We start from the raw sequence: 24,585 nt of genomic DNA, 5'->3' as shown, positions 1-24,585 counted from the left end.
GGGGAGGGAGAGGCGTTGCGCTTACTCCCCCCGCGCCGCCTGCCTGGGGCTGAACTTCGGGGCGGGGGCCAGGCGCATGACCTCGCCCTGATAGCGTTCATCGTCGCCCTTCACCGCGAAGGGCAGGGCGTCGGCGCAGGCCTGCAGCAGGGCGTCCAGCCACGGCTTATCCGCCTTGTGAAAGTCGCCCAGGACGTGGTGCATGACCAGCTGCGGCTCGCCGGGATGGCCGATGCCCATGCGGGCGCGGCGGAAGTCGGCGCCAAGGTGGCTGATCAGGCTGCGCACGCCGTTCTGGCCCGCGGCGCCGCCGCCCTTCTTCATGCGGAAGCGGCCCGGCGCCAGGTCGATCTCGTCGTGGAAGACGATGACGTGCTCGGGCTTCACCTTGTAGAAGCGCGCCGCCTCGCCCACGGCCCGGCCGCTCTCGTTCATATAGGTCTGGGGCTTCATCAGCAGGACCTTGGTCCCCTCGACCTCGCCGTCGGCGACGATGGACTGGAACTTGGCGCGCGCGGGGCCGAAGCGCCAGCGGCTGGCGATCTCGTCCACGGCCATGAAGCCGATGTTGTGGCGGTTCTTTTCGTATTTGGCGCCGGGGTTCCCCAGGCCTGCGATGATGATCATGCGGTCCTCATGCCCCGTGCTTCAGGCAAAGAAAAGCCCCGCCGGGCGAACCCGGCGGGGCTGTGTCTTGTCGTTCGAACCCCTCACCCAGCCCTGCGTCGCGCGCAGGGCGATAGGGGAAGAAACATCAGGCCTCTTCGGCTTCGCCTTCGGCGGTGGTGTCGCCGGCGTCCGACTGGCCAGCGGCCGAGTTCTTGATCGCGGCGATCATGAAGTCGCGGTCGGTGATGACCGGCGTGGCGCCTTCCGGCAGCTGGATGTCCGAGATGCGGATGTTCTCGCCGATCTCGCGGCCCTTCAAGTCGACGATCAGTTCGGCCGGGATGCGGTCGGCGCGGACTAGGATCTCGACGGTGTGACGCACGACTTCCAGCATCCCGCCCTGACGGGTGTAGGGAGCTTCGTCAGCGTTGACGAAGGCGACCGGGATTTCGATCTTGATCTCTTCCTTGGCGCCGACGCGCATCAGGTCGAAGTGCAGCGGGCGGTCCGTGACCGGGTCGAACTGGATGTCCTTGGCGATGACCGGCTGCGATTCCTTGCCGTGCTTCAGGGTCACCAGGTGACCGATCAGCTTGCCGGTGTACAGCGACTTGCGGAACTCGCGTTCGTTCACGGAGATGGCCACCGGGGCCTTGTCGCCGCCGTACAGGACGCCGGGCACAGCCCCGTCGCGACGCGCGGCGCGGGCGCCGCCGGTGCCCACGTTTTCGCGGACATCAACGTTCAGAATGATCTCGGCCATCGGGCTCGCCTTCAATACAAGTAAACGCCTGCGCGGAACCGGGTCCCGCGCGGCGGGGTCATGAACCCTTCGAATTCAAGAGGGCGGGCTATTACACGGAACACGGGGCGGACGCAACCGCCCCGGCTCAGCCCGCAGCGATATTCAGCCTCAACCGCGCGGCGAAGGCGTCGGCCCCGACTGGTTCTGCGCCTGGGCCATAGGCGTGGGCGCGCCCGCAGGCGGCACGGCCACGGTGATGGTCGGCATCGGTCCCGTGTACTGGGCCGTGCACTGGGCCATGTCGCGCACGATGTGGCGACCGGCGCAGAAGATGTCCTCATAGTTCGGCTTGGCCGCCGCCAGGCACTGGAACAGCATCAGCTTGGACATGTTGATGCAGAACTCATTGTTCGATTCGGTCGTCAGGGCGTCGGTGTTCGCCTTGGCGTCTTCGCCCGCCGCGCCCAGCGCCGCCAGGGCCGCAATGGCCAGGGAGTTGACGATGGCCGGGGTGAAGGGCGCGCCGCGCTGAGCGGCGGCCAGGTTCAGGCCCGAGCCGCTGTTGGCGGCGGCGAACAGGCGGGCGCTGTCCTCGGCCGAGGGCAGGCGAGGCACGGCCGACAGGGATTTGGCGCTCTCCAGCCGGCCATTGCGGTCGGCGACCGGCTGGGTGGCCCAGCGACGACGCGGGTCCGTGCGCTCCTGAATCGTATAGGCGTCCGTCTCGACCGCTTCGGCCAGGGCGGTCATCATTTCAGCGTCCTTGCCCATGGTGCTGGCGATCAGGCCTGCAGCTGATTCGGCGCCGGGCAGGGTGGCGGCGTAGGCCGGGTCGGAGACGATTCGCGCCACCATCTGTTGGCGCTGGGCCGGATCGACGGCGTACTGGCGGACTCCAGCCACGTATTCGGGCGACTGCAGAGCCAGAATGGCCCCATAGGCGATCATGCCGCGCGACAGTTGGCCCGCTTCGACGGCGGCGCCCCTGCGGACGGCGGCCTGAATGGTCTCGGCGTCAGGGAAGCCGGCCTGGATCGAGCGGACTTCGCGCACAAAGGCGACATAGACCGATGCGGCCTCGGCCACGCTCTGATTCAGCGCCAGAGCCGGAGGCGGCGGCGGGGGAGGCGGCGGCGGGGGCGCTTCCGGTTCCGGCGTCGAACAACTGGCCAGAACGGCGGCTGCGGCGACGGCGGCGACAGAGAGGCCGTGGCGCAAGAAGGCCTTGGTCATCGGCGGTCTTCCCTTGAAATAAGCGATACGCACTTGGAGGGCTGTCCGAGGCGCGTGACGCCTTAGACTATTCGCCCTTATATCGCCGAGGGAATGGTTAGCCGAACCTTAATCGAACAGCTTGGAGACCGACTCTTCGTTGGCGATGCGCCGAATGGCCTCGCCCATGAGCGGCGCCACGGACACGCGGCGGATCTTGGGGCAGTTCAAAACTTCGTCAGGCTGTTCGATGGAGTCGGTGATCACCAACTCCTTCAGCGGGCCGTTGGTGACGCGGTCGACCGCCGGGCCGGACAGGACGCCGTGGCTGATATAGGCCGAAACCTCGGTGGCGCCGCGGTCGATCAGCGCCTTGGCAGCGTTTACCAGCGTGCCGCCCGAATCGACGATGTCGTCGAACAGGATGCAGCGGCGCCCTTCGACGTCGCCGATGATGTTCATGACCTCGCTCTCGCCCGCCTTGGGGCGGCGCTTGTCGACGATGGCCAGGTCGGCGTCCAGGCGGCTGGCCAGGGTGCGGGCGCGCACCACGCCGCCGACGTCGGGCGAGACGATCATCAGGTCGTCGCCGCGCGGATAGTTTTCCTTGATGTCCTGCGCCAGCACGGGCGTGGCCACCAGATTGTCGGTGGGGATGTCGAAGAAGCCCTGAATCTGGCCTGCGTGCAGGTCCATCGTCAGGACGCGGTCGGCGCCCGCGCGGGTGATCAGATTGGCGACCAGCTTGGCCGAGATCGGGGTGCGGCCCCCGGTCTTACGGTCCTGACGGGCGTAGCCGAAATAGGGCATGACGGCCGTGATCCGCTTGGCCGAGGCGCGCACCAGCGCGTCGGTCATGATCAGCATTTCCATCAGATTGTCGTTGGCCGGATAGGAGGTCGACTGGATGATGAAGACATCCTCGCCGCGCACGTTTTCCTCGACGACGGCGAACACTTCATTGTCCGCGAAACGCTTCACCTGAGCCTTGGTCAGCGGCATGTCCAGGTGGGCCGCAATGGCCTGAGCCAACGTCCGGTTCGAATTGCCTGCGAGCAGCTTCATTGACCGGTCATCCTTTCGCCGTCATCGCCCCGCCAATAGTCGCGAAGGCGTTTCTGGACGCGCTCTCTAGGCGGCGAACGGGGCGGCGTCCAGCCGTGTTCCGGACGTATCTTCGATTTCAGCCGATTGGCTTGGACGCGGGCGCTGTTATAGAGGACGCATCCTGCTAACGAGGGCGCGTGTCGCGTGTCCGCGTCCCGAAGGCATCTTGATGAGGTCGCACTTGCCTGCTTCGAACACTCGGCTCGCTTCGAAATCCCGGTCCGGCCTGATCCTGCTGACGGCGGCTGCGGCGGTCCTGACGGTCTCGGCCTGCTCGGGCACCAAGCCCCGCCAGCGCCTGGCCTATGAAGAGCGTCCGGTCGAGGCCCTGTACAACACAGGCTATCAGCGGCTGCAGTCCAGGCGCTGGATGGACGCCGTCGACTATTTCCAGGAAGTCGAGCGCCAGCACCCCTATTCGGAATGGGCGCGCCGGGCGATCCTGATGCAGGTCTACGCCTATTATCAGAACAACGCCTATCAGGACGCGATCGCAGCGGCCGACCGCTTCATCGCCCTGTTCCCCGGCAATCCCTCGGCGGGCTACGCCTTCTACATGAAGGCCGTCTGCAACTTCGAGCAGATCGTCGACGTGGGCCGGGACCAGGGTTACGCCGAGGCCGCTCTGGCGGGGCTGCGCGATGTGGTGCGCCGCTATCCTGGGTCGACCTACGCCACCGATGCGCGGGTCAAGATCGACATGGTCAATGACCAGCTGGCCGGCAAGGAAATGGCCGTGGGCCGCTTCTATCAGCGCGCCAACCAGCCGCTGGGCGCCCTGAACCGCTATAAGGCGGTGATCAACAACGATGCCTTCCAGCGCACCTCGCACACGCCTGAGGCCCTTTATCGCCTGGTCGAGGTCAATCTGAGCCTGGGCCTGACCGAGGAGGCGACGCGCAACGCCGCCGTCCTGGGCCACAACTATCCGGGCAGCCCCTGGTACGCCGAGGCCTACGCCCTGCTGAACGAGCGGGGTCAGGGCCTTGACGTCAAGCCTGAGGGCAAGCGCGAATCCTGGCTGCAACGCCTGATCCCCGGCGGCGCCTGATCCGGTCTCAGCAAAACAGGCGCGCGGTGATTAAGTCGCTGCGTTCCTGTTCTGTTTCCGGCTAGGATGCGGCGAAACCTCGAATCAGATCGCCCATGCTGACCACGCTCTCGATCCGCGACATCGTTCTTGTCGACGCCCTGGACTTGGAGGTCGAGGACGGCCTGACCGTGCTGACGGGCGAGACGGGGGCGGGCAAGTCCATCATCCTTGATGCTCTGGGCCTGGCGCTGGGGGCGCGCTCCGACGCCGGACTGGTGCGCAACGGCGCCAAACAGGCCTCGGCCACGGCTGTTTTCACGGCGCCTGACGATGAAGCCCTGATCGCCCTGCTGTCCGAACGCGGCTTTGAGGTTGCGCCGGGCGAGGAACTGATCCTGCGCCGGGTGGTGTCTGCCGACGGCCGCAGCCGCGCCTATGTCAACGATCAGCCTGCCGGGGTTACGGCCCTGCGCGAGATCGGCGCCTTGCTGGTCGAGGTGCACGGCCAGCATGAGACGGTCGGCCTGCTGGACTGGAAGACGCACCGGACCCTGCTCGACAACTACGGAGGGCTGCAGCCGCAGCTGACAGGCGTGGCGGGGGCGGCCGAGCGCCTGAAGGCGGCGCAGGCCCATCTGGACGAGCTTGAGGCCTCCGCCGCCGAGGCGGCGGCCAAGGCTGAGGAAATTGCGCTGAATCTGGCGGATCTCGACGCCCTGGACCCCAAGCCGGACGAAGAGACGGAACTGGCGGGTGAACGGGCCATCCTCGGTGCGGCGGAAAAGGCGGTCGCCGACCTGGCCGACGCGCGCAACCTGCTGGGCGGGGACAAGTTGAGCCAGCGTCTGGCTTCGGCCCTGCGTGCAGTGGAACACGCGCGCCAGCGCGCCGCGCAGGCGGGCGCCGAGGGCGACAACCCCATCATCGTCAAACTGGCCCAGGCCGCTGAAGCAGTGGACCGCGCCCTGGTCGAGGCGACCGAGGCTGTGGCCTGCGTCGACGCCGCCGCTGACGCCTTCGACTTCGAACCGGGTCGTCTGGACAAGGCGGAGGAGCGGTTGTTCGCCCTGCGCGCCACGGCCCGCAAGCTGAACACGACAGTCGACGCCCTGCCGGCGCTGCGGGTGCGCCTGCGCGAGCAGTTGCGCCTGATCGAGGACGGGGAGGAGGCCCTGACCAAGGCTCGCCGCGACGTCGCCGCCGCAATCGAAGCCTATGACGTCGCCGCCCTGCTGCTGACCTCGGCGCGCGAGGCGGCGGGGGATCGTTTGGTCGCCGCCGTCATGGACGAGCTTGGCCCCTTAAAGCTGGAGCGCGCCCGTTTCCGCGTGACGCTCGAACCGATCGAGGGACGTCGCGGCCCGCTGGGCGTCGAGACGGTGCGGTTCGAGGTGGCGACCAACGCCGGGACCGCCTTCGGCCCGCTGGATACGGTGGCCTCGGGCGGAGAGCTGGCGCGGTTTGCTCTGGCGATGAAGGCGGCGCTGGCCAGCCGCGAAGACCAGCGCCAGCCGGTCATGATCTTCGACGAGGTGGATCAGGGCGTCGGCGGCGCCGTGGCCGAGGCCGTGGGCGGGCGCCTGCAACGCCTGTCGCGCGGCGCGCAGGTGCTGGTCGTAACCCACAGCCCGCAGGTCGCGGCGCGCGGTCATGCGCATTGGAAGGTCCGCAAGGCGGATGTGGAGGGTCATACGCGGACCTCCATCGAGGTTCTGGAAGAAGGCCCGCGTCAGGAAGAGATCGCGCGGATGCTGTCGGGCGCGGAGATCACCGACGAGGCGCGCGCGGCGGCGCGGGTGCTGATCGGCTGACGTTTCCTTCTCCCCTTGTAGGAGAAGGTGGCAGGCGGAACCTGACGGATGAGGGGCGCCGACTCCATCTTCTCGAAATTCGATGAGCGGGCGTCAGTACGGCTTTCCCAACCGATGCGCTGACACCCCTCATCCGAGCGCCTCCGGCGCCCACCTTCTCCTACAAGGGGAGAAGGAAGACTCAGACCCCCAGAATCCAGCCTTCTTCGTTTTCGACCTGGGCGATCAGGGCGTCGTCCGCGCCCGCAGGCGGCGCAAAGGCCTTCTGCAAGGCCCCGGAGTCGTCCATGCGGGCGAAGGCTTCGGCGGCGGCGCGGACCTGAGCCTGGGTCTTGTACTCCTTGACGCCTTCGGCGCTCACGCCGCGCTTGGCCTCGAACATCAGCGGCCAGACCTCGACGACGATCGCCGACAGGGGCGCGATGTCGGCCTCGGTCAACTCGCGCCAGCCGGTGCCGAAGGGCCAGACGGCCGCCGAGGCGCCCAGAGTGTCCAGCAGGCGGCGCAGCATGGGCACGCCCACCAGGGTCAGGCCGCCGATCGCGCCCGCGCCGTGCATCTGCCAGACGCTCTTGGGCGGCAGCTTGTCCTTGCGCGCGGCCAGTTCCGTGGCGCGGAACTCGGGGATGTCGGCGCTGGCGCCTTCGGGCGGCTTGGTCGTGGTCAGCCAGCGCTGGGCCTGGCTGGCGGGCGCGCCCCAGAAGGGCCAGGGCTCGTCCGTCATCAGGCGGTTCATCTTGGCCGCGACCTGATAGCGGTTGTTCGAATTGTCGGCCTTGTCGACGATGTTGGCGGCCAGGAACTTGCCCATCGCGTCCCACGGACGGCCGTCCAGCTTCAGGCGCGCGGCGGTTCCGGCCGGGAATCCGAAGTCGAAGTCGAAGCCGACCAGCACGCGGTCGCCGCGCTTGCGGTGTTCGGCCAGCAGGTCGGCGATCAGCTTCTCGCCCTCGGCGCGCGTGGCGACGTTGTGGGTCTCGGCATACAGGCGGAAGCGCACGTCGCGCTTGGCGACGCCGACCCACAGGGTGTGTTCGCCCAGCTTCTTGCCCTCGGCGGCGGTCCAGTTGGCGATGATGTAGGCGTCGAAAAGGCGGGCCACGGGGGCTCCTGAAGAAAGAAGCAAAGGAGGGACGAGGGGTTCTAGCCGCCCGGACTCAAGCCGTGAAGGGCGATCAGCGTTGCATCACGGCTTCGACGTGCGACAACCAGCGCCGTCCCAGCCGCAGCCCCTCGCCCGGCGAACGGGCGCCGCTGGTCTTTTCGGCCTCCGAGGCGGGCGCGTTGTGCGTGCCGTTCCACAGGGCGATCTCAAACTCGGCGTTGTGCGGGTCGCTGAAGATCAGCCGCAGCACGACCAGTTCTGCGTCGGGCGCGTCCAGGTCGATCTCCTTGCGCCTCTGGCCACGCAGGACGCGGGCGACCAGATGGCTGTCGACGATGATTTCGGCCCCCAACACTTCTTCGAAGGCGTAGACCAGCCCCATGGCGCCTCGGTTCCACAGGACGACAAGTTGGCCGCCCTCAAGGTCGAGCCCAGCGGCGCGCCCTTCATAAGGCGAAAGCGCCAGGGTGTCGGCCGGCGCTCCCAGCGCCTTGGTCATCGCGCGTCGCAGCCGCCGCTCGGATTCCATCCACCAGGAAAACAGCAGGACGCTGGTGGTCAGGAAGGCGGCGATCAGGGCGATAAGCAGAATGGCCCTGAACGTGTCGCCCATGGATCAGGCCTCCAGATCCAGGTCGACGACGACGGGCACGTGATCGCTGGGCTTATCCATGTCGCGCGCGTCGCGGTGGGTTTCGATGGCGCGGAAGCGGTCGGCGGCCTGGGGCGACAGCATGGCGAAGTCGATGCGAATGCCGTGGTCGCGGCGCCAGGCGCCAGCCTGGTAGTCCCAGAAGGTGAAGGTCCCCGGCGGCTCGCGACCCAGTTCGTGGGAATCGGCCAGGCCTAGCCATTTCAGGGCGCGAAAGGCCTCGCGGCTCTGCGGCTGGAACAGGGCGTCCTCGGCCCAGGCGGCGGGGTTCTTGGCGTCCTCGGCCTCGGGGATGACGTTGTAGTCGCCGCACAGGGCCAAAGGCTCTTCCAGCGTCAGCAGCTCGCGCGCGTGGTTCTGAAGCCGCTCGAACCAGGCCAGCTTGTAGGTGAACTTCTCGGTGCCGATGGGATTGCCGTTGGGCAGGTAGATGGAGGCGACGCGGATCGGTCGGGGCGCCTCGATCAGGGCCTCGATGTAGCGGGCCTGTTCGTCCGCATCATCGCCGGGCAGGCCGCGGCGCACGTCCGACAGCGGAAATTTCGACAGCAGGGCGACGCCGTTGTAGCTCTTCTGGCCGTGCGTCTCGACGTTGTAGCCCAGGTCTTCAAAGGCCTCGCGCGGGAACTTCTCGTCCACGCATTTTATCTCTTGAAAACAGGCGACGTCGGGATTGGCGGCCTGAATCCACTCCAGCACCGTCGGCAGGCGGGCGTTGACCGAGTTCACGTTCCAGGTGGCGATGCGCATGGGACGCAAGGCTAAGGTGAGCCGCTGCTTTCGGGAAGAGGGGCGGACAAAACAAAGACGCCGCCGGATCGCTCCGGCGGCGTCTGAAACGTCAGTCTGATGCCAAAGATCAGCTGTTCGGCGTCGCGGCCGGGGGCGTGGTCGTCAGCTTGCAGCCGCCGCCGATCTGCGAGGCGGTTGCGCAGGGATAGACCTGCTGCACGGCGTTTTCGGTGTTCACGCGGGCGATCAGGCCGTCGGCGCCGTTACAGGCGGCTTCATAGAAGGCGCCGTTGGCGTTCTTGCCCATGTAGCGGACCTGGGTCACGTCGCACGAAGCGGCGTCCGATCCGGCCAGCATGGCCTTGACCGTTGCGGCTTGTTCCTGCGGCGTGGTGAAGCGGCAGGTCGAACCGGCCGAGGCCAGTTCCAGGCAGTCCACGACTTCCCAGCCGGCGCCGGCCTTGTTGATCTGGGCGCCGTCGACGCCGGCGCAGCCGATTTCATAGACCACCGCGCCGCCCGACTTGGCGCCGACGATGCGGCCTTGGTCGACCGTGCAGGCCACGCCCGCTTCCTTGGCGTAGGCGGTGAAGACGGCCATGGCGTTGTCGTTGGCGGGCAGGGTGCACTGCGAGCCGACATCGGCGTTGGGGTCGCGCGCACGGGCCTGCTCGGCCGAGGAGGCCAGCACCATGCAATCCGTCGCCTGCGGCGGCGTGGAGGTCAGCAGCAGATAGCCCGGACCGGAGGCGCACGAGACTTCGTACAGCGACTCCTTGGCCGCGGACTGGCCACGCAGCGTGGCCTCGGTGATCTGGCAGTCGGTGTTGGTGGCCGTCAGCACGGCCTGGGCGCCGGCTTGAATTTCTTCCGCGCTGGGCGGCTTGGGCTGGTTGCGCGGTTGGCGTTCGCGGTTGCGCGAGGTGCGGCTCTGGGCCTCGGTGACCCGGACGCCGTCCTGATCCTGGGTAGAGCGCTGGGCGAAAGCGGGCGAGGTCAGGCCGGAGATCAGGACCGCCGCGGTCACAGCGATCATAGTACGAGCATTACGGGACACGAGGGCGCTCCTTGAGAAAGTTGCATATCCCTGACCGCGCTAAGCCCCCGGGTCAAGAATAGACGCGACCTGGATTCCGTCATAAGAACCATAGTTGCGATTGGAGACGGACTTGTCTGACGGCGAAACCCTTGCAGGAACCCGCACGGAACGCGGTCTGACCTATCCCGCATTTCCGATGCCCGCACCGGGCGAGGCGACTGTCGTGGCCCCTGGCGTCCTGTGGTTGCGCCTGCCGCTGCCGATGGCGCTGAACCACATCAACCTCTACGCGATCGAGGATGGCGAGGGCTGGGCCGTCGTCGACGCCGGGCTGGCGACGGAGGCGTCGCGTGAGAGGTGGACACAGGCTCTGACGGGCATGCTGGCCGGGCGGCCGATCACGCGCGTGATCTGCACCCATATGCACCCGGATCACATCGGGCTGGCGGGATGGCTGTGCGAGCGGTTCGACGCGCCGCTGCTGATGTCGCGGACGGAGTATGTGACGGCGCGGCTGCTGATCGGCGACGAGGCCCTGGGGCCTCCGGCGAGCGCCGAGGCCTTTTATCGGGCGGCGGGCTGGTCGGATGAGCAGGTGACGCGCTGGCGCGACGGATATGGCGGTTTCAGCCGCATGGTTCCGGATTTCCCGCGCGACTATCGCCGGGTGCAGGACGGCGAGGTCCTGAGCCTTGGCGGCGACGAATGGCGCGTCGTGGTCGGCGAGGGACACAGTCCCGAACACGTCTGTCTATGGCGTGAGAAGGACGGCGTCTTCATCGCGGGCGATCAGATCCTGCCGCGCATTTCCTCGAATATCTCGATCTGGCCGACGGAGCCGCTGGCCGATCCGCTGGGCGACTGGCTGCGGTCGCTGGCGGGCCTGAAAGAACGGCTGCCGGATGATCTGCTGGTGCTGCCGTCGCATGGAGAGCCGTTCTATGGCGTGACCCTGCGGCTTGAGGCGTTGATGCGCGGGCATGAAGTGGCGCTGAAGCGGCTGGAGAAGACTCTGCGGACGCCGTGCCGCGCCGTGGACGTGTTCGGCGCCCTGTTCGCGCGGCCAGTCAGCGACGCCGTGCTGGGCATGGCGACCGGCGAGGCGCTGGCGCACCTCAACTATCTTGAACGCCAGGGACGGGTCCGCCGCGTGCGGGACGGGGACGGCGTGGACTGGTGGAGCCTTTCGGAGACAGGCCAATGAGCGAACATATTCGGACCCATCTGGAAGGCGGCGTCCTGACGGTCGTCTTCGACCGCGCCGACAAGAAGAACGCCATTACCCAGGCCATGTATACGGCGCTCGCCGATGCGACAGAGAAGGCGAAGGCCGACGACGCCGTGCGCGTCATCCTGTTCCGCAGCGAGGGCGATGCCTTTTCGGCGGGCAACGACATCGCCGACTTCATTTCCCTGGGCCAGACCGAGGGCGATCTGGTCGAGATGGGGGTGTTCCGCTTCCTGAAGGCGCTGGCTGAACTGGACAAGCCCGCCGTGGCGGCGGTGCGCGGCCGGGCAGTGGGCATCGGCCTGACGCTGCTGCTGCACTGCGACATGGTGGTGGTGGCCGAGGACGCTCTGTTGTCCGTTCCTTTCGTCAACCTGGCCCTGGCGCCGGAGGCGGCGTCGTCGCTGCTGCTGGGCGCCACGATCGGTCATCAGCGGGCGTTCGAGCTCTTCGCCCTGGGCGAGGCCATCGACGGCAAGACCGCGCTGGCCTGGGGGCTGGCCAACCGCGCGGTTCCGGCCGATCAGGTCGAGACGACGGCGGCGGATCTGGCGGCCAAGCTGGCCGCGCGGGCGCCCAACTCCATCCGCAAGACCAAGGCCCTGATGCGCGACGCCGAGGTGCTGTGGACGGTCATGCAGCGGGAGGCTGAGGCCTTCGGCTCGCAGATGCGCAGCCCTGAGGCGATGGAGGCCTTCATGGCGTTCAGCCAGAAGCGTGCTCCGGACTTCTCCAAACTGGGCTGATTTCTCGCGGTTGCGCCGAAGATCGCGATTGATTCGACGGGCGTGGGGGACTAGGGGCCGCGCATGAACGCCGCGCCCGCCTCCGCTTCTTCAGACGACCCGCAGATCGCGGGGTCGATTACGCGCGAGACGCCGGCCGATGCGGCCGCGGTCGACGCCCTGGTCATCGCCGCCTTCGGCCCCGGCCGCTTCGCCAAGACGGCCGAGCGTCTGCGCGAGCGGGCGCCGCTGGCGGCCGGTTTCTGCCTGCATGAAGACGGCCGCCTGATCGGCTCGGTCCGGCTGTGGTCGATCCTGACGGGCGAGGCGCGCTCGGTCTTTCTGGGGCCGATCGCGGTGGACAAGGCCAGCCGCAGCACCGGCCTGGGCGGCGAACTGGTGCGCGCCTGCATCGAAGAGGGGAAGACACTAGGACTGGACGGCATCCTGCTGGTCGGCGATCCGCCCTATTTCTCGCGTTTCGGGTTTCAACCGGCGCCGGAGGCCGTGCTGCCGGGGCCGGTGGATCAGCGCCGGGTCATGTGGCTGCCCTTTACCGCAGCTGCGCCGGTCGGAGCGGTCCGACCCGACGTCTGAGCCGGGCGCGGCCTTCCTTTGCAGGGCGACGCATCCCATAGTTCAGACATGACGAACCCACCGACATCCTCGGGTCTGACAGGCGTGGCCGAGGCCGCGCGGCAGGCGCCGGGCAGGGGGCTGCCGCCCGTGCATCTGTGGCATCCTGACCATTGCGGCGAGATCGACATCCTGATCCGCGCCGACGGCGTGTGGATGCATGAAGGATCGCCCATCGGCCGGGCCGAGCTGATGCGGCTGTTCTCGACGGTGCTGAGGAAGGATCCGGACGGCTATCATCTGGTCACGCCGGTCGAGAAACTGAAGATCGCGGTCGAGGACCTGCCGTTTCGCGCCGTGGCCGTGCGCGAAGAGGGCGAGGCATTGATCTTCACCACGGATCAGGGCGACGAGGCCGCCGCCGGTCCTGACCACGCCATCATCGTCGAGACGGATGCGACGACGGGCGAGCCTGCTCCGCGCGTCCATGTGCGCGGCGATCTGTGGGCGCGGATCGCGCGGCCGGTCTTCTATGAACTGGTCGAGCGGGCGCAGGAGGCGGACGGACGCCTGGCCGTGCGCTCGGGCGGGGTGACGTTCCCGCTGGGCCCGGAAGGGGCGGGGCTTTGACCTGTTCCGGTTTGAAGGCCCGGCTGCAACGGCGGCTGGACTCGGTGTCAGACTGGTCCGCGCAGCGTGTGGCGGTGCGGTCCGACTATGATCTGAACCCCGATCTCAGTCGGCCGCAGGTCAAGCTGAGACCGGCGGCGGTGCTGATCCCCATCATCGCGCGTGACGACGGGCCCAGCGTCCTGCTGACCCGCAGATCCGACAGTCTGGCCAGCCATACGGGGCAGATCGCCTTTGCGGGCGGGCGGCTGGATGAGGGCGAGACGGCGCTGGACGCGGCATTGCGCGAGGCGTGGGAGGAGATTGCGCTGGACCCGGCCGTGGTCGAGCCCTTGGGGCTGGGCGATCCGTATGAGACGGGCACTGGCTTTCTGGTGACGCCGGTGGTCGGTTGGCTGACCGCGCCGCCCGCTGTCACCCCGTCGCCCGCCGAGGTGGCCGAGGTGTTTGAGGCGCCGTGGGACTTCCTGATGGATCCGGTGAACCATCGCCGCGACTACTATGATCAGGAGAACGGGCCGCGCCGCTGGTTCTGGGCCATGCCCTATCGCGAGCGCTACATCTGGGGCGCGACGGCGGGCATTCTGAAGGGGCTGTTCAACCGGCTGTACGGCGAGGAGGCCGCGCCGCACCGGGCCGCCGAGGCCGACGCCAGCGAGCGCGTGGGATGAGCCGCGTCCTTGAGGGGCAGGACTGGCTGACGGCCGACGCCACGCGTGCAGTGATGGGGGCTCTGGCGGCGGCGGGCGGGGCGGACTGCGCCCGCTTCGTCGGCGGCTGCGTACGCAACGCCGTGCTGGGCGCGCCGATCGACGATGTGGACATCGCCACGGTGCTGACGCCCGAGGCGGTGGTCAGGGCGCTGAAGGCGGCGGGCCTGAAGAGCGTGCCGACTGGCATGGAGCACGGCACGGTCACGGCCATATCAGAGCGCCAGCCGTTCGAGATCACCACCCTGCGCCGCGATGTCTCGACCGACGGGCGGCGCGCCACGGTCGCCTTCACCGACGACTGGGCCGAGGACGCGGCGCGGCGGGATTTCCGCCTGAACGCCCTCTATGCCGACTCCGACGGTGTGATCTTGGATCCGACGGGCGCGGGCTATGACGACGCTCTGGCGGGGCGGATCGTCTTCGTCGGCGAGCCTGAACAGCGCATCGAAGAGGATTATCTGCGCATTCTGCGCTTCTACCGCTTCTTCGCCTGGTACGGGCGGGGCGCGCCGGACGCGGCGGCCGTGGCCGCCTGCGCCGCCCTGGTCGAAGGGGTCGAGCGGCTCTCGGCCGAACGCGTGTCGAAGGAGGTGCTCAAGCTGCTGGCCGCGCCCGATCCGCGCCTGGCGGTGCGGCTGATGCAGGATGCCGGGGTCCTGGGCCGTATCTTGCCGCCGTCTAATAGCGTGACGCTGTTCGAGGCGATGGTCGGCGTCAGCCCGGACCCGGTGCTGCGACTGTCGGCCCTGTTGCCGGCGGACGTTGAGACGGTGCGCGCATCGGCGAACCGGTTGCGGCTGTCCAACGCCCAGAAGGACCGGCTGATCGCCGCCGCCCGCGCGCCGCTCGACCCGGATATGAACGACGCCCAGGCGCGCGCCGTCATCTGGCGCGAGGGGCGACAGGCGTTCGAGGATCGCGTAAGGCGCGCCTGGGCGGCGGGCGGCGAGGCGGCGAGGATGCAGGCGTTTCTGGCCCTCGCGGCCGACTGGACGCCGCCGAAGCTGCCGGTCGGCGGGCGTGATCTGGCGCGAATGGGTCTGAAGCCGGGGCCTGAGACAGGGCGCGTCCTGAAGGCCTTTGAAGACGGCTGGATCGCCGACGACTTCCCCGACCACGGTCATGAGGCGCGGCTGAAGGCGCTTATTGCGTCGCCCGCGTAAGCTCGACGATGACGGGGCGGTGGTCCGAGCCGGTCCTGTCGCCCAGCCGCCGGTCCAAAAGCGCCAGATCGGGCGAGCGCCATACATGGTCGATGGTGATCCCCAGCGCCGACGGCAGCATGGCGTGCCAGGTGCCGGGCCAGGCGGGGGCGGGGATCAGGCCGGCTTGCGCCTTGATCTGACGGCCGATGCGGCCGCTGGAGACGCTGTTGAAGTCCCCCGCGATGACGATCGGCCCCGTCAGTCCGTGGCGCAATCCGGCCAGCCGCTCGGCCTGGCTGATCTGGCCGTAAGGATGCTGGAAGGGCCAGGGGCGGGTCATGTGGACGGCGATCAGATTGATCGGGCCCAGCGCCGTCTCGGCCTCGGCGACTAGGGCGGCGAGCCCCTGACCGTCGGCGTCGCGCACGCGGCGCAGCGGCCGTTTCGAGGCGATCACTGAACGCGCCGCGCCGCTGGGCCGATCCTTGCGCGGAGTGGCGACGCGGTGGGGATAGCCCGCCAGAACCTCGTCCAGTCGGGCGTTGGGGCCGTCGCCGAGCTCGATCAGCATGACGATGTCCGCGTCTGCGGCGGCGATGGAGCGGGCGATCGCGTCCGCATCATTGTTCCGGGCCCACAGGTTGGCGGAATAGAGGGTGAGCGTTGTGGCGCCATCGGCAGGCGTCCCGCGCGGCGGCGCCCACTGCGGCCAGACCGCCACCAGCAGCAGCCCGGCGATGACTGCGCCCAGCGCCGCCATGTCCCACAGCCTCAGCAGCAGGAAGGCCACGCACGCCGCCCCCGTCGCGATCAGGGCCGGGGCGGTGAACTGCGTCAGCAGATCCGGCAGCCGGTGCCCGATACGGCTGAGCGCTGAGACGGCGACCAGGGCGGGCGGCGCCAGAACGGCCAAGGCGGCCAGGCGCGTCAGGGCCTGAAACAGGGTCATGCAGCAGATCGCGAACGGCGGGAGAGGGCTGATCCGGTTAGCCGCCGATCCGGGCGCTGTCGAGGCGGCCTTTGCGCGCGCAGAAACGGCGCGGCTATCGCGACCGGAGGCGCCGATCCCTGAAAATTCCCGGCTTTGGCGAGCTCCCGGCCCGATCGACCCGCCTGCGTCGGGCGGCTGCACAGACTGACGTCTCCTGATCCACGGAGACTGAACATGAGCATCGACGCCAGCGCGCGGCTGGGCCTGCCCTATCTGGCGGCCGGACAGCTGCAGAAGCACGTCACCCTGAACGAGGCGCTGACCTTTCTGGACGCCCTGACCCAGACGGCGGTGGTCAGCCGCACCACGGCGGTCCAGCCGGCAAGCGCGTCGGACGGCGACCTTTACATCCTGCCGGAAGGCGCGACGGGCGATGACTGGTCGGGCCGGGCGGCGGGGGCGCTGATGCGTCACGAGATGGGCGGCTGGACGGTCGTGGCCACGCCGGACGGGCATCTGGCCGTGGTTCTGGACAGTGAAGAGATCGTCGTGCGCCGTAATGGCGACTGGACGCCGCTTCAGACCGCGACGCCGGACGAACTGCAGCAGATCACCCGCCTGGGCGTCAACGCCACGGCGGACGCGACGAACGTGGTGACGGTGCGGGCGAACAAGGCCCTGTGGACCGCCCTAGAAAACGAGAGCGGCGGCGACGGCGATCTGCGCTTCACCTTCAACAAGCAGGCATCGGCGGACGTGCTGTCCCTGCTGTTCCAGAGCGGCTGGGGCGGCCGGGCCGAACTGGGCCTGATCGGCGACGACGACCTGCGGCTGAAGGTCAGCCCGGACGGCGGCGCCTGGCGCGAGGTGCTGATGGCCGACCGCCACACCGGCCGCGCCTGGTTCGCCAAGGGCGCGACGCGGCGCGAGACGACGACGCTGACGACCGGCGGCGCCTGGTCGCCGCCTGAGTGGGCGCGCTGGGTCGAGGCCGTGTGCGTCGGCGGCGGCGGAGGCGGCGGGGCCGGGCTGTCCGGTCCAGCCGGGACCAGCCGCCACGGCGGCGGCGGCGGCGGCGCAGGCGGGGTGATGAGCGCCCTTTGGCCTGTCGAGGCGCTCGGCGCCGGATTGAGCATCTCCGTTGGCGCAGGCGGGGGCGGTGGTTCTGGTTCGGGCGCTGCAGGCGCGTCGGGCGGGGACAGCCGCATCGCCCTAGGCTCCGTGACGCTGTTGACCGGCGAGGGCGGGCGCGGCGGGGCCGGAGGCGCGTCCGCGTCGGGGCTTGGCGGCGCCGGCGGCGGCGGCCTGATTGCATCCAATGCGGGCGGAGCTTCCTCGGTCACGGCGACGGGGATGGCGGGCCAGTCCGCCGCGCGCCCCGACGGACCGGGCGGCGGCGGCGGCGGCGGCGGCGTCGGCGGGGCCAACGTCGTCCAATCGGGCGGCGCCGGGGGCGATGGGGGCTTGTTGGCGGTCAAGGCGACCGGCGGGGCGGGCGGGTCTGGAGCCGGAAACGCCGGACAGACCGCGCCTCTGAACGATTTGCATTGGGCGGGCGGCGGCGGCGCGGGGGGCGGCGCTCAGGCGTCCGGAGCCGGGCGGGCCGGGGGCGACGGGGGCTTTTACGGCGGGGGCGGCGGCGGCGGCGGCGCGGGCGTGACGGCGGCGGGCGCAGGCGGCGCGGGCGCGCCCGGCGTGGTCCGGCTGACGGCGATCGGGTGACGTCATGCCCCAGCGCCTGCATCGCATCATCCAGACCGTGGAGCCGTGGGACGAGGCCGCGCCTCCTCTGCCCGAATTGCCGGATGAGGAGACCTGGTCCGCGCCTGACCGGCTCAGCGCCGACGACTGTTTCGACCATCTGGGCGCCGATTGGCGGGTCTCCGCCGCGCCCTTTGACCCGGAGGACGACCAATGACGACCCCGAAAGAACCGACGCATGATCTGGCCGAGGGCCGCTGGCTGTGGCGGCGGATCTATGTCTATGGCGCCAGCCTGGCCCTGTGGCTGTTGCTGCGGCTGGCGGTGAACCGGGCGGAAGCCTCGGACCTGCCGCGCATCGCTGATGGGCTGATGGGACTGATCGCCCTGATGCTGTTGCTCTATCTGGTGGCGCCCAGCGCCCAGCAGATCGTCAATATGATGCGCCTGCGCGCGGGCGGGCGGCCATGAGCTTCCGGCTTTCGCAGCGCTCCCGCGCCGCGCTGCAGGGGGTGCATCCCGATCTGGTCGTGGTCGTCGAAGCGGCCATCGAGCTGACGCCAGTAGACTTCATGGTCTCCGAGGGCCTGCGCACGGCGGCGCGTCAGGCGGAACTGGTGCGGGCGGGGGCCAGCCGGACGCTGAACTCGCGGCACCTGACCGGGCACGCGGTCGATGTGGCCGCCTGGGTCGATGGGCAGGTCCGCTGGGACTGGCCGCTCTATCCGCGCATCGCCGAGGCCTTTAAGGCGGCGGCGAAAACCCGGGGCGTGCGGTTGATCTGGGGCGGCGACTGGCCGCGCCTGCGCGACGGTCCGCATTTCGAACTGGACCGGAGAGCCTACCCATGAACGGCGGCCTTCTTCGCACCCTGACGCCGCTGGGCTGGCTGGCGGCGTTCGGACTGGTCGTGGTTCTGATGCTGATCCTCGGGCGAGGTCTGGGGGTGCGGTGGGATCCGCTGCACCTGCAGGCGCGCCGTCTTGAGGCGGTTCAGCGCCGCGCGGATCAGGCCGAGGCCCAGACCGCCGCCCGCGCGCTGGAGGCCGCGGCGCGCGGTCGTCAGGTCGAGGCTCTGGACGCCTTTCACCAGCAAGCCGAGGCCGTGGCGCGGGCGACCGCGACGGCCGAAACCCGAGCGAGGACCGCCGATGACGCCGATACCCCTCTGGACCCCGCTCGCGCTCAGCGCCTGCGTGATCATGACCGCGAGCTGTGCCGCCTCGCGCCCGCCGTCGCTGGTTGCGCCGCCGCGTCTGATCCTTCCTGACGCCGTGACGCGGCCCTGTGACCTGGCTGTGCTGCCCGAGACGGCCGCGACGGCGGATCTGGAGGCGGCCTATGTCCGGCGCGGCGGGCAGATCCTCGCTTGCGACGCGGCGCGGCGGCTGGCGGTGGAGACGCTTCAGGCTGAACGCTCGCTGATCGACGAATGGGTGCGTTCGCGCCCGTGAGTTCGCCCAAGCCGAGGGGCCGGGCGGCAAGTTCTGCCGGGTCGCCCGGCATTTATTGCCGCTCGCGTCCTCTAGGGGCAGGAAGTGCCGGGTGTTTTCGTATGGTTTCCAGAATTTAAGATCGAAGAATCAATGCGATGGCCTCTGGAGCAGGCGGCGCTGTGTTGGTCCGCCTCTTGCGACATGTCTTTCCGAGCAGAAAGCTCCCGGCAGCCAAAATGGCGTCGGACATCGTCTGAAGACAAAGGACAGCCAAAATGGCTAACAGCATCAACACGAACGTTGGCGCCCTCGTTGCGCTGCAAAACCTCAACGCGACCAACCGTGACCTCAACGTCACGCAAAACCGCGTGAACACGGGCTTCAAGGTCGCCACCGCCAAAGACAACGGCGCGATCTTCGCCATCGCCACCAACCAACGCGCTGACATCGCCTCGCTGGACGCCGTCAAGAACTCCGTCTCGCGCGGTCAATCGCTGGTGGACGTCGCCCTGGCGGCCGGCGACACCGTCGTCGAAGCCTTCAAGGAACTGAAGGGCATCGCCGTCGCCCTGGAAACCGTCGAGACCGGCAGCGCCGCCGAGACGGCCTATCAGGCGGACTATGACGCGCTGGTGGAAGAAATCGATTCGGCTATCGACGGTGCCAAGTTCGACGGCATCAATCTGTTCGACGGCACGGTCACGACCGTCCGCACGGGGCTGGATTCGACCGCGACCTATGACGTGGGCTTCGCCGCCGCTGTCACCTCGGGCGTCACGGCTGGCACCTACGCCACCGCTGACGCTGTTCAGACGGCGATTGAGGGCTTCACCGCGAACCTGGCGACGCTGGGCACCCAGTCCAAGTCGCTGGGCCGTCAGAACGTCTTCGTCGGCAAGCTGCAGGACGCTCTGGAAGTCGGCGTCGACAACCTGGTGGCGGCCGACCTGGCCAAGGAAAGCGCTCGCCTGACGGCTCTGCAGACCAAGCAGCAGCTGGGCGTGCAGGCGCTGTCGATCGCGAACCAGTCCAGCTCGATCCTGCTGGGCCTGTTCCGCTAATCCGGCGCGATTAGGAAGGGGGCGGGCCGCAAGGTTCGCCCCTTTCTCGTGTCGCTCGATACGGGAGGCGCGGCAGGTCCGCGCGAAGGGATATGGCTGACAATGTCGTGGGAGTGTCCAGCGTAACCTACCTCGATCGCGAACCGCAGGGCGGGGCTGTCGAGGCGCAGCAACCTGTGCAGGGGGCGCAGAAAGATAACGACGACGCAGGTCGTTACCGATTGACGATCGAGCGCGAGTCGACCGGGTACGTCTACAAGACCCTGGATCGCGTCACCGGGGAGGTGGTTCGCCAGTTCCCTCGTGAAGAGGTCCTGAAGCTGCGTCAGAGCCCGGCCTATGACGTGGGCAAGATCATCAAGACCGAGATCTGAGCGGCGGTCTGGGCGACGGAAGGCGGCGGCGTTAACAGGCGTTGCTGCGCCGTTAACCATACGCTCAGGAATCAGCGTCACTACTACTCGCCAGAATCGGATCTGAGGCGAGAATGGCCATGACCAACAGCGTAATCACCAATGCGTCGGCGCTTATCGCGCTTCAGAACCTGAACGCCACCAACTCCAAGTTGGCGGTGACCCAGAGCCGAGTGAACACCGGGCTGAAGGTCCAGGGCGCTAAGGATAACGCCGCCACCTGGGCCATCGCGCAGAACCAGCGCGCCGACATGAATGCGCTGGAATCGGTCAAAACCAGCCTGAACCGCGCCACATCGGTCGCCGATGTGGCCCTGGCGGCCGGTCAGCAGATTTCCGACATCCTGGTGGAGCTTCGCCAGAAGGCCACGGCGGCGGCCGACCCGTCAGCGTCGGATGCGACGCGCAAGGCCTACAACGATGAATTTCAGTCGCTGCTGAAGTCTTTGCAGTCGTTCGCCGACAACGCCACCTTTGACGGCGAAAACATCCTGAACGGCAAGGTAGGCGGAACGCGACCCGCCACGCCGGCGGGGCTGACGCCGCTGGACTTCCTGGCCAATGCGGACGCGTCGGAGACCATCACCATGAACCGGCAGGATCTAAGCCTAGAGGGTTTGGGGCTTGAGCTGGCTGGCGGCGTGTTCCCTAACCTTCTCCAGCAGGCGGACGCAGAGTGGGCGCTCAACGCCGTCGAGACGGCTCTGACCAGCGCCAGCGGCAAGCTGGCTGAGCTGGGCGCTCAGTCCAAGCAGATCGAAAAGCACACGCTGTTCGTCACCAAGCTGATGGATTCGCTGGAAGTCGGCGTCGGCAATCTGGTGGACGCGGACATGGCGCGTGAAAGCGCGCGGCTTCAGGCCTTGCAGGTGCAGCAGCAGCTCGGCGCCCAGGCTCTGTCGATCGCCAACCAGGCGCCGCAGATCATCCTGTCGCTGTTCAAGGGCTAAGGCGTTAGCCTATCCGTCGGGGCGGCCAGTCTCCCAAAAGAACGGGCGGCCGTCGGCGGGGCGGAGAGGGGCGCGGCATCAAGCCGTACAGGCTGATCAGCCGCATCAAAAGCCAGCGTACGCGCGACATGAAACATCTCCACATCAGGCTGTAGACGAAGTGGAACTGTGGCTGGCGCTAGCCGGTTGCGTGGGGCGGTTAAACAATTCGTTACCGCGCCTGAGACAAGCTGGCCCGCGGAGGCTTTCGTGGCGGTGATCAACAACAGCTATCTGCTGGGTCTTTATGGTCTCGCCGGAGGAGCGGGCGCGGGCTCGGCTGGGCAAAGCGCGCCCAAGCCGAAGACGCAGCCGACCCCGCCGTGGACCTTGAGCGGCAAGGAAAAGCCCAGCCAGTCGGACCTTCTGCGTACGGCCTTGAGCGGGCGAAAGCTCGTCAACGAGGACAATGCCGTTCTTGACGTCAAGGGCGTCTCCTCCAGCGACTACCGCAAGATTTTCGCCCTGTATCAGGGGCTGACCATGCTTGAGGCCCTGACGAATCGCGCGGGCGAACGCGGGGTCACCCGCATGGAGACCGAGCAACTGTCGCGGCGGTTCGCTTCCGGCATGACGGAGGTGATGGATTTCCTCAATTCCGCTCAGTTCGAAGGCGTGCGCGTGATTCAGGGCGTCTCGGCCTCGCAGAGCCAGTCGACCGCGGCCGTACCACGCGACAATCCCAAATATCTGACCGGCCCGATCCACGACGGCGCCCTGACCGACGAGGTCGCCGCCTTCCAGGGCGATGTGCGGTTCGGGATTACGGTGAAAACCACGACCGGAAGCCAGACGGTCGATATCGACCTGGCGGAGATGGGGGCGACGCCGCGCACGATGGATGCGGTGGTGCAGCACATCAACGGCAAGCTGGAAGAGGCGGGCGTCCAGACCCGCATCCACCGTCAGATGATCGAGGCCGAGCCGCGCACGGTCAAGGCGGGCGACAAGACTATAACCCTTCCGGCCGGCCCGGCGCGCTGGGGGCTGACGGTCGCCGGCGTCTCGCTGGAGACGATCAGCTTCACCCCCGCCGAGGCGCGGGATTCGATTCAGGTCGTACAGGGCGCAGGCAGCAAGGGCGCCCATGAGGTGCTGAAGTTCGACCCGGACGGCAATCCGGTAGCGGGCGCCGGCGGCGGGTTCTGGGTCGAGGGCCGCAGCGGCGTCTCGTCCCTGCCGGACGGCGTCGAGACGGTGCGGGCCAGCGCGGCCGGGCCGGACGGTTCGATGTGGATCGTGGCCGATGTCAGCACCGGCGCCTCGACCCAGCCGATCAAGGGGCAGGGCGACGTCGTTTTGATGAAGCTGGATTCGGCGGGCAATGTGGTCGTCAGTCGCGCTCTGGGCGCGGCGTCCAAGGCCAGCGGCTACGCCATCGCCGTGGATGCGGACGGGCGGGTGGCCGTGGCCGGGTCAGTGATCGGCGCCCTTGTGCCCGGCGAGGCCGGCGCCTCCGCCACGACCGCCGACAGTTTCGTCACCGTCTTCGACGCCCAAGGCCGCGAACAGTGGACCCAGAGGCGCGGCGCCAAGGCCGAGGATGAAGCGACCGCCGTCTCCTTCGGCGCCGACGGGCGGGTCTATGTGGCGGGGCGGGCCAAGTCGGCCATGCCGGGGACCTTGGCCGTAGGCGGCTGGGACGGCTATGTTCAGGCCTTCAGCGAAAGCCAGGTCCACAGTCTGGCGCCGATCACGGCGACGGCGACCGGGGCGACCCAGTTCGGCACGGCCGGCGACGACAACGTCCAGGCCATGACCGTCGACGGCGACAATCTTTACACAGCGGGCGTTGAGAACGGCGCCTTTGTCGTGCGTCATTTCCGTATCGGCGCGACGGGCGCGCCCGAGCTTCTGAGCGTGCGCAATCTGGGCTCCTCTTCGGGCGGCGAGATCGCTGGTCTTGCGGTGGCGGACGGGCGGCTGATCCTCTCGGGCGCGTCCGGCAACGGCGCCCTGAACGCGGGTCAGGTCGCCAATGCTCATGCCGGCGGTCAGGACGCCTTTGTCGCCGTCCTGTCCACGGACCTGGCCGCATCGGGCGCGGATCGGGTGACCTATTACGGCGGCGCGGGCGACGACACCGCCGCCGACGTCAAGGTGCATGAGGGCAAGGTCTGGCTGACCGGGGTGTCGGATCGCGCCATCGGGGCCAAGGCCGAAGACCCATCGCGCGGCTATCTGGCGCGACTGGACGTGCAGACGGGGCAGGTTGAGTGGAGCCAGACCTGGACGGCGGCGGACGGCCAGGCCAAGCCCCTGGCCCTGACGGTGTCTTCGGGCGGCGCCAGCGTGCTGGACCGGCTGGGCCTGCCGCAGGGCGAGATCAGCCAGAGCCAGTCCAAGACCCTGGTGGATGCGACGGCGGTGCGTGCGGGCGACCGTTTCTATGTGCAGAACCCGGCGACAGGCCGCAAAACGGCGGTGACGATCGACGCCAAGGACACCTTGCAGTCGCTGGCGCGCAAGATCGAAATGGCGTCGGGCCGTTATCTGAAGGTCACGGTGAAGACCGATCGCGACTATGTCACCGGCATGGACGGCGACGCGCGGGTGACCAGCGGCGGGGTCCAGCGCCTTTCCATCACCAGCGCCGACGGGCGGGCCGGGGCGGTTCTGACGCCAGGCGAAGCGGGGAGGGACGCCCTGGCGGGACTGGGCCTGACGCCCGGCTTCATCGGCAAGACGCAGGACAAGACCAAGACCTTCGGCATCGACCTGTCGCCGCTGCTGAACCTGTCCAGCGCAGAGGCCATCGCCAAGTCGCGCGATCAGGTGCAACTGGCGATCAAGGCCATGCGCGACGCCTATCGCGCCCTGGACCCGGCAAGCGACAAACCCAAGGTGACGGGTCAGGCCCCGGCCTATCTGCAGGCGCAGCTGGCCAACTACCAGGCCGCCCTGGCGAGACTCACAGGCTAAGCCGGGGTTGAGGGCGCTTTCGGTTGACGGCTGTGGGGCGCTCGGGGTTAGTGGGGCCTTCTTTGGCGCG

At 68.4% G+C, this 24,585-nt stretch carries 27 protein-coding genes; 18 read left to right on the top strand and 9 right to left on the bottom strand.

The window, feature by feature from the left end; genetic code table 11:
• Window positions 1-21: 21 nt before the first annotated feature.
• The 4 genes from pth to DA69_RS07130 form a co-directional block, all read right to left on the bottom strand.
• Window positions 22-627 carry an aminoacyl-tRNA hydrolase gene (gene pth / locus DA69_RS07145; protein WP_025978089.1) on the bottom strand — a complete coding sequence of 202 codons (606 nt, stop codon included), beginning with the start codon at window positions 625-627 and terminating at the stop codon, window positions 22-24.
• Window positions 628-754: 127 nt separating this feature from the next.
• On the bottom strand, window positions 755-1,372 hold the full coding sequence (locus DA69_RS07140) for a 50S ribosomal protein L25/general stress protein Ctc (RefSeq protein WP_025978088.1): 618 nt from the start codon (window positions 1,370-1,372) through the stop codon (window positions 755-757).
• Between the two features lie 150 nt (window positions 1,373-1,522).
• Window positions 1,523-2,587, bottom strand: coding sequence for a hypothetical protein (locus tag DA69_RS07135; protein WP_025978087.1), 1,065 nt, complete (start codon window positions 2,585-2,587; stop codon window positions 1,523-1,525).
• 108 nt (window positions 2,588-2,695) lie between these two features.
• On the bottom strand, window positions 2,696-3,631 hold the full coding sequence (locus DA69_RS07130) for a ribose-phosphate pyrophosphokinase (protein ID WP_025978086.1): 936 nt from the start codon (window positions 3,629-3,631) through the stop codon (window positions 2,696-2,698).
• Between the two features lie 211 nt (window positions 3,632-3,842).
• Here DA69_RS07130 and DA69_RS07125 point away from each other — a divergent pair, with 211 nt between their 5' ends.
• Window positions 3,843-4,724, top strand: coding sequence for an outer membrane protein assembly factor BamD (locus DA69_RS07125; RefSeq protein WP_025978085.1), 882 nt, complete (start codon window positions 3,843-3,845; stop codon window positions 4,722-4,724).
• A 95-nt stretch (window positions 4,725-4,819) separates the two neighbouring features.
• A complete protein-coding gene (recN, locus tag DA69_RS07120; RefSeq protein WP_025978084.1) occupies window positions 4,820-6,517 on the top strand; it encodes a DNA repair protein RecN in 1,698 nt (565 codons plus the stop codon).
• Window positions 6,518-6,698: 181 nt separating this feature from the next.
• On the opposite strand, the gene DA69_RS07115 is transcribed toward recN, so the two are convergent.
• The 4 genes from DA69_RS07115 to DA69_RS07100 all read right to left on the bottom strand — a co-directional run bounded on the left by DA69_RS07115 (window position 6,699) and on the right by DA69_RS07100 (window position 10,042).
• Window positions 6,699-7,619 (bottom strand): hypothetical protein, encoded by a 921-nt coding sequence (locus DA69_RS07115; RefSeq protein WP_025978083.1) that lies wholly within the window; start codon window positions 7,617-7,619, stop codon window positions 6,699-6,701.
• Window positions 7,620-7,692: 73 nt separating this feature from the next.
• Complete coding sequence (locus DA69_RS07110; RefSeq protein WP_025978082.1) at window positions 7,693-8,235, bottom strand: hypothetical protein; 543 nt, start codon at window positions 8,233-8,235, stop codon at window positions 7,693-7,695.
• A 3-nt stretch (window positions 8,236-8,238) separates the two neighbouring features.
• Entirely contained in the window at window positions 8,239-9,024 is a 786-nt protein-coding gene (locus DA69_RS07105) for an exodeoxyribonuclease III (RefSeq protein WP_025978081.1), read from the bottom strand.
• 109 nt (window positions 9,025-9,133) lie between these two features.
• Window positions 9,134-10,042, bottom strand: a complete 909-nt coding sequence (locus DA69_RS07100) for a hypothetical protein (protein ID WP_025978080.1) — start codon at window positions 10,040-10,042, stop codon at window positions 9,134-9,136.
• Window positions 10,043-10,175: 133 nt separating this feature from the next.
• Here DA69_RS07100 and DA69_RS07095 point away from each other — a divergent pair, with 133 nt between their 5' ends.
• The 6 genes from DA69_RS07095 (at window position 10,176) to DA69_RS07070 (ending at window position 15,080) form a co-directional block, all read left to right on the top strand.
• A complete protein-coding gene (locus tag DA69_RS07095) occupies window positions 10,176-11,249 on the top strand; it encodes an MBL fold metallo-hydrolase (protein ID WP_051582124.1) in 1,074 nt (357 codons plus the stop codon).
• The gene (locus DA69_RS07090; protein ID WP_025978078.1) at window positions 11,246-12,019 is read left to right on the top strand and encodes an enoyl-CoA hydratase; all 774 of its coding nucleotides are present in this window, start codon (window positions 11,246-11,248) and stop codon (window positions 12,017-12,019) included. The genes DA69_RS07095 and DA69_RS07090 overlap by 4 nt, the downstream gene beginning before the upstream one ends.
• 63 nt (window positions 12,020-12,082) lie before the next feature.
• A complete protein-coding gene (locus DA69_RS07085) occupies window positions 12,083-12,595 on the top strand; it encodes a GNAT family N-acetyltransferase (protein WP_025978077.1) in 513 nt (170 codons plus the stop codon).
• A gap of 48 nt (window positions 12,596-12,643) precedes the next feature.
• Complete coding sequence (locus DA69_RS07080) at window positions 12,644-13,204, top strand: DUF1285 domain-containing protein (RefSeq protein WP_025978076.1); 561 nt, start codon at window positions 12,644-12,646, stop codon at window positions 13,202-13,204.
• Entirely contained in the window at window positions 13,201-13,875 is a 675-nt protein-coding gene (locus DA69_RS07075) for a CoA pyrophosphatase (protein WP_025978075.1), read from the top strand. The genes DA69_RS07080 and DA69_RS07075 overlap by 4 nt, the downstream gene beginning before the upstream one ends.
• Window positions 13,872-15,080 (top strand): CCA tRNA nucleotidyltransferase, encoded by a 1,209-nt coding sequence (locus tag DA69_RS07070; protein WP_025978074.1) that lies wholly within the window; start codon window positions 13,872-13,874, stop codon window positions 15,078-15,080. The genes DA69_RS07075 and DA69_RS07070 overlap by 4 nt, the downstream gene beginning before the upstream one ends.
• On the opposite strand, the gene DA69_RS07065 is transcribed toward DA69_RS07070, so the two are convergent.
• Window positions 15,061-16,011: an endonuclease/exonuclease/phosphatase family protein gene (locus DA69_RS07065; RefSeq protein ID WP_025978073.1), complete on the bottom strand. Its 951-nt coding sequence runs from the start codon at window positions 16,009-16,011 to the stop codon at window positions 15,061-15,063. The genes DA69_RS07070 and DA69_RS07065 overlap by 20 nt on opposite strands.
• 216 nt (window positions 16,012-16,227) lie before the next feature.
• Between DA69_RS07065 and DA69_RS15015 the strand changes: the two genes are divergently transcribed.
• The 10 genes from DA69_RS15015 to DA69_RS07015 all read left to right on the top strand — a co-directional run bounded on the left by DA69_RS15015 (window position 16,228) and on the right by DA69_RS07015 (window position 24,515).
• A complete protein-coding gene (locus DA69_RS15015) occupies window positions 16,228-17,715 on the top strand; it encodes a DUF2793 domain-containing protein (RefSeq protein ID WP_064108281.1) in 1,488 nt (495 codons plus the stop codon).
• Between the two features lie 4 nt (window positions 17,716-17,719).
• A complete protein-coding gene (locus tag DA69_RS07055) occupies window positions 17,720-17,911 on the top strand; it encodes a hypothetical protein (RefSeq protein ID WP_025976661.1) in 192 nt (63 codons plus the stop codon).
• Window positions 17,908-18,165, top strand: coding sequence for a hypothetical protein (locus tag DA69_RS07050; protein ID WP_003166816.1), 258 nt, complete (start codon window positions 17,908-17,910; stop codon window positions 18,163-18,165). The genes DA69_RS07055 and DA69_RS07050 overlap by 4 nt, the downstream gene beginning before the upstream one ends.
• Window positions 18,162-18,545: a M15 family metallopeptidase gene (locus DA69_RS07045; protein WP_025976662.1), complete on the top strand. Its 384-nt coding sequence runs from the start codon at window positions 18,162-18,164 to the stop codon at window positions 18,543-18,545. Before DA69_RS07050 ends, DA69_RS07045 begins: the two co-directional genes overlap by 4 nt.
• Complete coding sequence (locus DA69_RS07040) at window positions 18,542-18,964, top strand: hypothetical protein (protein WP_029972388.1); 423 nt, start codon at window positions 18,542-18,544, stop codon at window positions 18,962-18,964. Before DA69_RS07045 ends, DA69_RS07040 begins: the two co-directional genes overlap by 4 nt.
• Before the next feature lie 4 nt (window positions 18,965-18,968).
• On the top strand, window positions 18,969-19,148 hold the full coding sequence (locus tag DA69_RS07035; protein WP_029972390.1) for a hypothetical protein: 180 nt from the start codon (window positions 18,969-18,971) through the stop codon (window positions 19,146-19,148).
• Window positions 19,149-19,405: 257 nt separating this feature from the next.
• On the top strand, window positions 19,406-20,191 hold the full coding sequence (locus DA69_RS07030) for a flagellin (protein WP_025976663.1): 786 nt from the start codon (window positions 19,406-19,408) through the stop codon (window positions 20,189-20,191).
• Window positions 20,192-20,283: 92 nt separating this feature from the next.
• Window positions 20,284-20,565, top strand: a complete 282-nt coding sequence (locus tag DA69_RS07025; protein WP_025976664.1) for a flagellar protein FlaG — start codon at window positions 20,284-20,286, stop codon at window positions 20,563-20,565.
• A gap of 119 nt (window positions 20,566-20,684) precedes the next feature.
• Window positions 20,685-21,554, top strand: a complete 870-nt coding sequence (locus DA69_RS07020; RefSeq protein ID WP_025976665.1) for a flagellin — start codon at window positions 20,685-20,687, stop codon at window positions 21,552-21,554.
• A 249-nt stretch (window positions 21,555-21,803) separates the two neighbouring features.
• A complete protein-coding gene (locus DA69_RS07015; protein ID WP_167349644.1) occupies window positions 21,804-24,515 on the top strand; it encodes a transcriptional regulator in 2,712 nt (903 codons plus the stop codon).
• Window positions 24,516-24,585 lie beyond the last annotated feature (70 nt).

It is taken from the genome of Brevundimonas naejangsanensis (assembly GCF_000635915.2).
GTDB lineage: Bacteria > Pseudomonadota > Alphaproteobacteria > Caulobacterales > Caulobacteraceae > Brevundimonas > Brevundimonas sanguinis.
This window is presented reverse-complemented; position numbering and strand designations above follow the sequence as displayed.

Coding starts and splice junctions, on each gene's coding strand:
- pth (WP_025978089.1), bottom strand. CDS start 627: ATGATCATCATCGCAGGCCTGGGGAACCCCGGCGCCAAATACGAAAAG.
- DA69_RS07140 (WP_025978088.1), bottom strand. CDS start 1,372: ATGGCCGAGATCATTCTGAACGTTGATGTCCGCGAAAACGTGGGCACC.
- DA69_RS07135 (WP_025978087.1), bottom strand. CDS start 2,587: ATGACCAAGGCCTTCTTGCGCCACGGCCTCTCTGTCGCCGCCGTCGCC.
- DA69_RS07130 (WP_025978086.1), bottom strand. CDS start 3,631: ATGAAGCTGCTCGCAGGCAATTCGAACCGGACGTTGGCTCAGGCCATT.
- DA69_RS07125 (WP_025978085.1), top strand. CDS start 3,843: ATGAGGTCGCACTTGCCTGCTTCGAACACTCGGCTCGCTTCGAAATCC.
- recN (WP_025978084.1), top strand. CDS start 4,820: ATGCTGACCACGCTCTCGATCCGCGACATCGTTCTTGTCGACGCCCTG.
- DA69_RS07110 (WP_025978082.1), bottom strand. CDS start 8,235: ATGGGCGACACGTTCAGGGCCATTCTGCTTATCGCCCTGATCGCCGCC.
- DA69_RS07105 (WP_025978081.1), bottom strand. CDS start 9,024: ATGCGCATCGCCACCTGGAACGTGAACTCGGTCAACGCCCGCCTGCCG.
- DA69_RS07100 (WP_025978080.1), bottom strand. CDS start 10,042: ATGATCGCTGTGACCGCGGCGGTCCTGATCTCCGGCCTGACCTCGCCC.
- DA69_RS07090 (WP_025978078.1), top strand. CDS start 11,246: ATGAGCGAACATATTCGGACCCATCTGGAAGGCGGCGTCCTGACGGTC.
- DA69_RS07085 (WP_025978077.1), top strand. CDS start 12,083: ATGAACGCCGCGCCCGCCTCCGCTTCTTCAGACGACCCGCAGATCGCG.
- DA69_RS07080 (WP_025978076.1), top strand. CDS start 12,644: ATGACGAACCCACCGACATCCTCGGGTCTGACAGGCGTGGCCGAGGCC.
- DA69_RS07070 (WP_025978074.1), top strand. CDS start 13,872: ATGAGCCGCGTCCTTGAGGGGCAGGACTGGCTGACGGCCGACGCCACG.
- DA69_RS07065 (WP_025978073.1), bottom strand. CDS start 16,011: ATGACCCTGTTTCAGGCCCTGACGCGCCTGGCCGCCTTGGCCGTTCTG.
- DA69_RS15015 (WP_064108281.1), top strand. CDS start 16,228: ATGAGCATCGACGCCAGCGCGCGGCTGGGCCTGCCCTATCTGGCGGCC.
- DA69_RS07055 (WP_025976661.1), top strand. CDS start 17,720: ATGCCCCAGCGCCTGCATCGCATCATCCAGACCGTGGAGCCGTGGGAC.
- DA69_RS07050 (WP_003166816.1), top strand. CDS start 17,908: ATGACGACCCCGAAAGAACCGACGCATGATCTGGCCGAGGGCCGCTGG.
- DA69_RS07045 (WP_025976662.1), top strand. CDS start 18,162: ATGAGCTTCCGGCTTTCGCAGCGCTCCCGCGCCGCGCTGCAGGGGGTG.
- DA69_RS07040 (WP_029972388.1), top strand. CDS start 18,542: ATGAACGGCGGCCTTCTTCGCACCCTGACGCCGCTGGGCTGGCTGGCG.
- DA69_RS07030 (WP_025976663.1), top strand. CDS start 19,406: ATGGCTAACAGCATCAACACGAACGTTGGCGCCCTCGTTGCGCTGCAA.
- DA69_RS07025 (WP_025976664.1), top strand. CDS start 20,284: ATGGCTGACAATGTCGTGGGAGTGTCCAGCGTAACCTACCTCGATCGC.
- DA69_RS07020 (WP_025976665.1), top strand. CDS start 20,685: ATGACCAACAGCGTAATCACCAATGCGTCGGCGCTTATCGCGCTTCAG.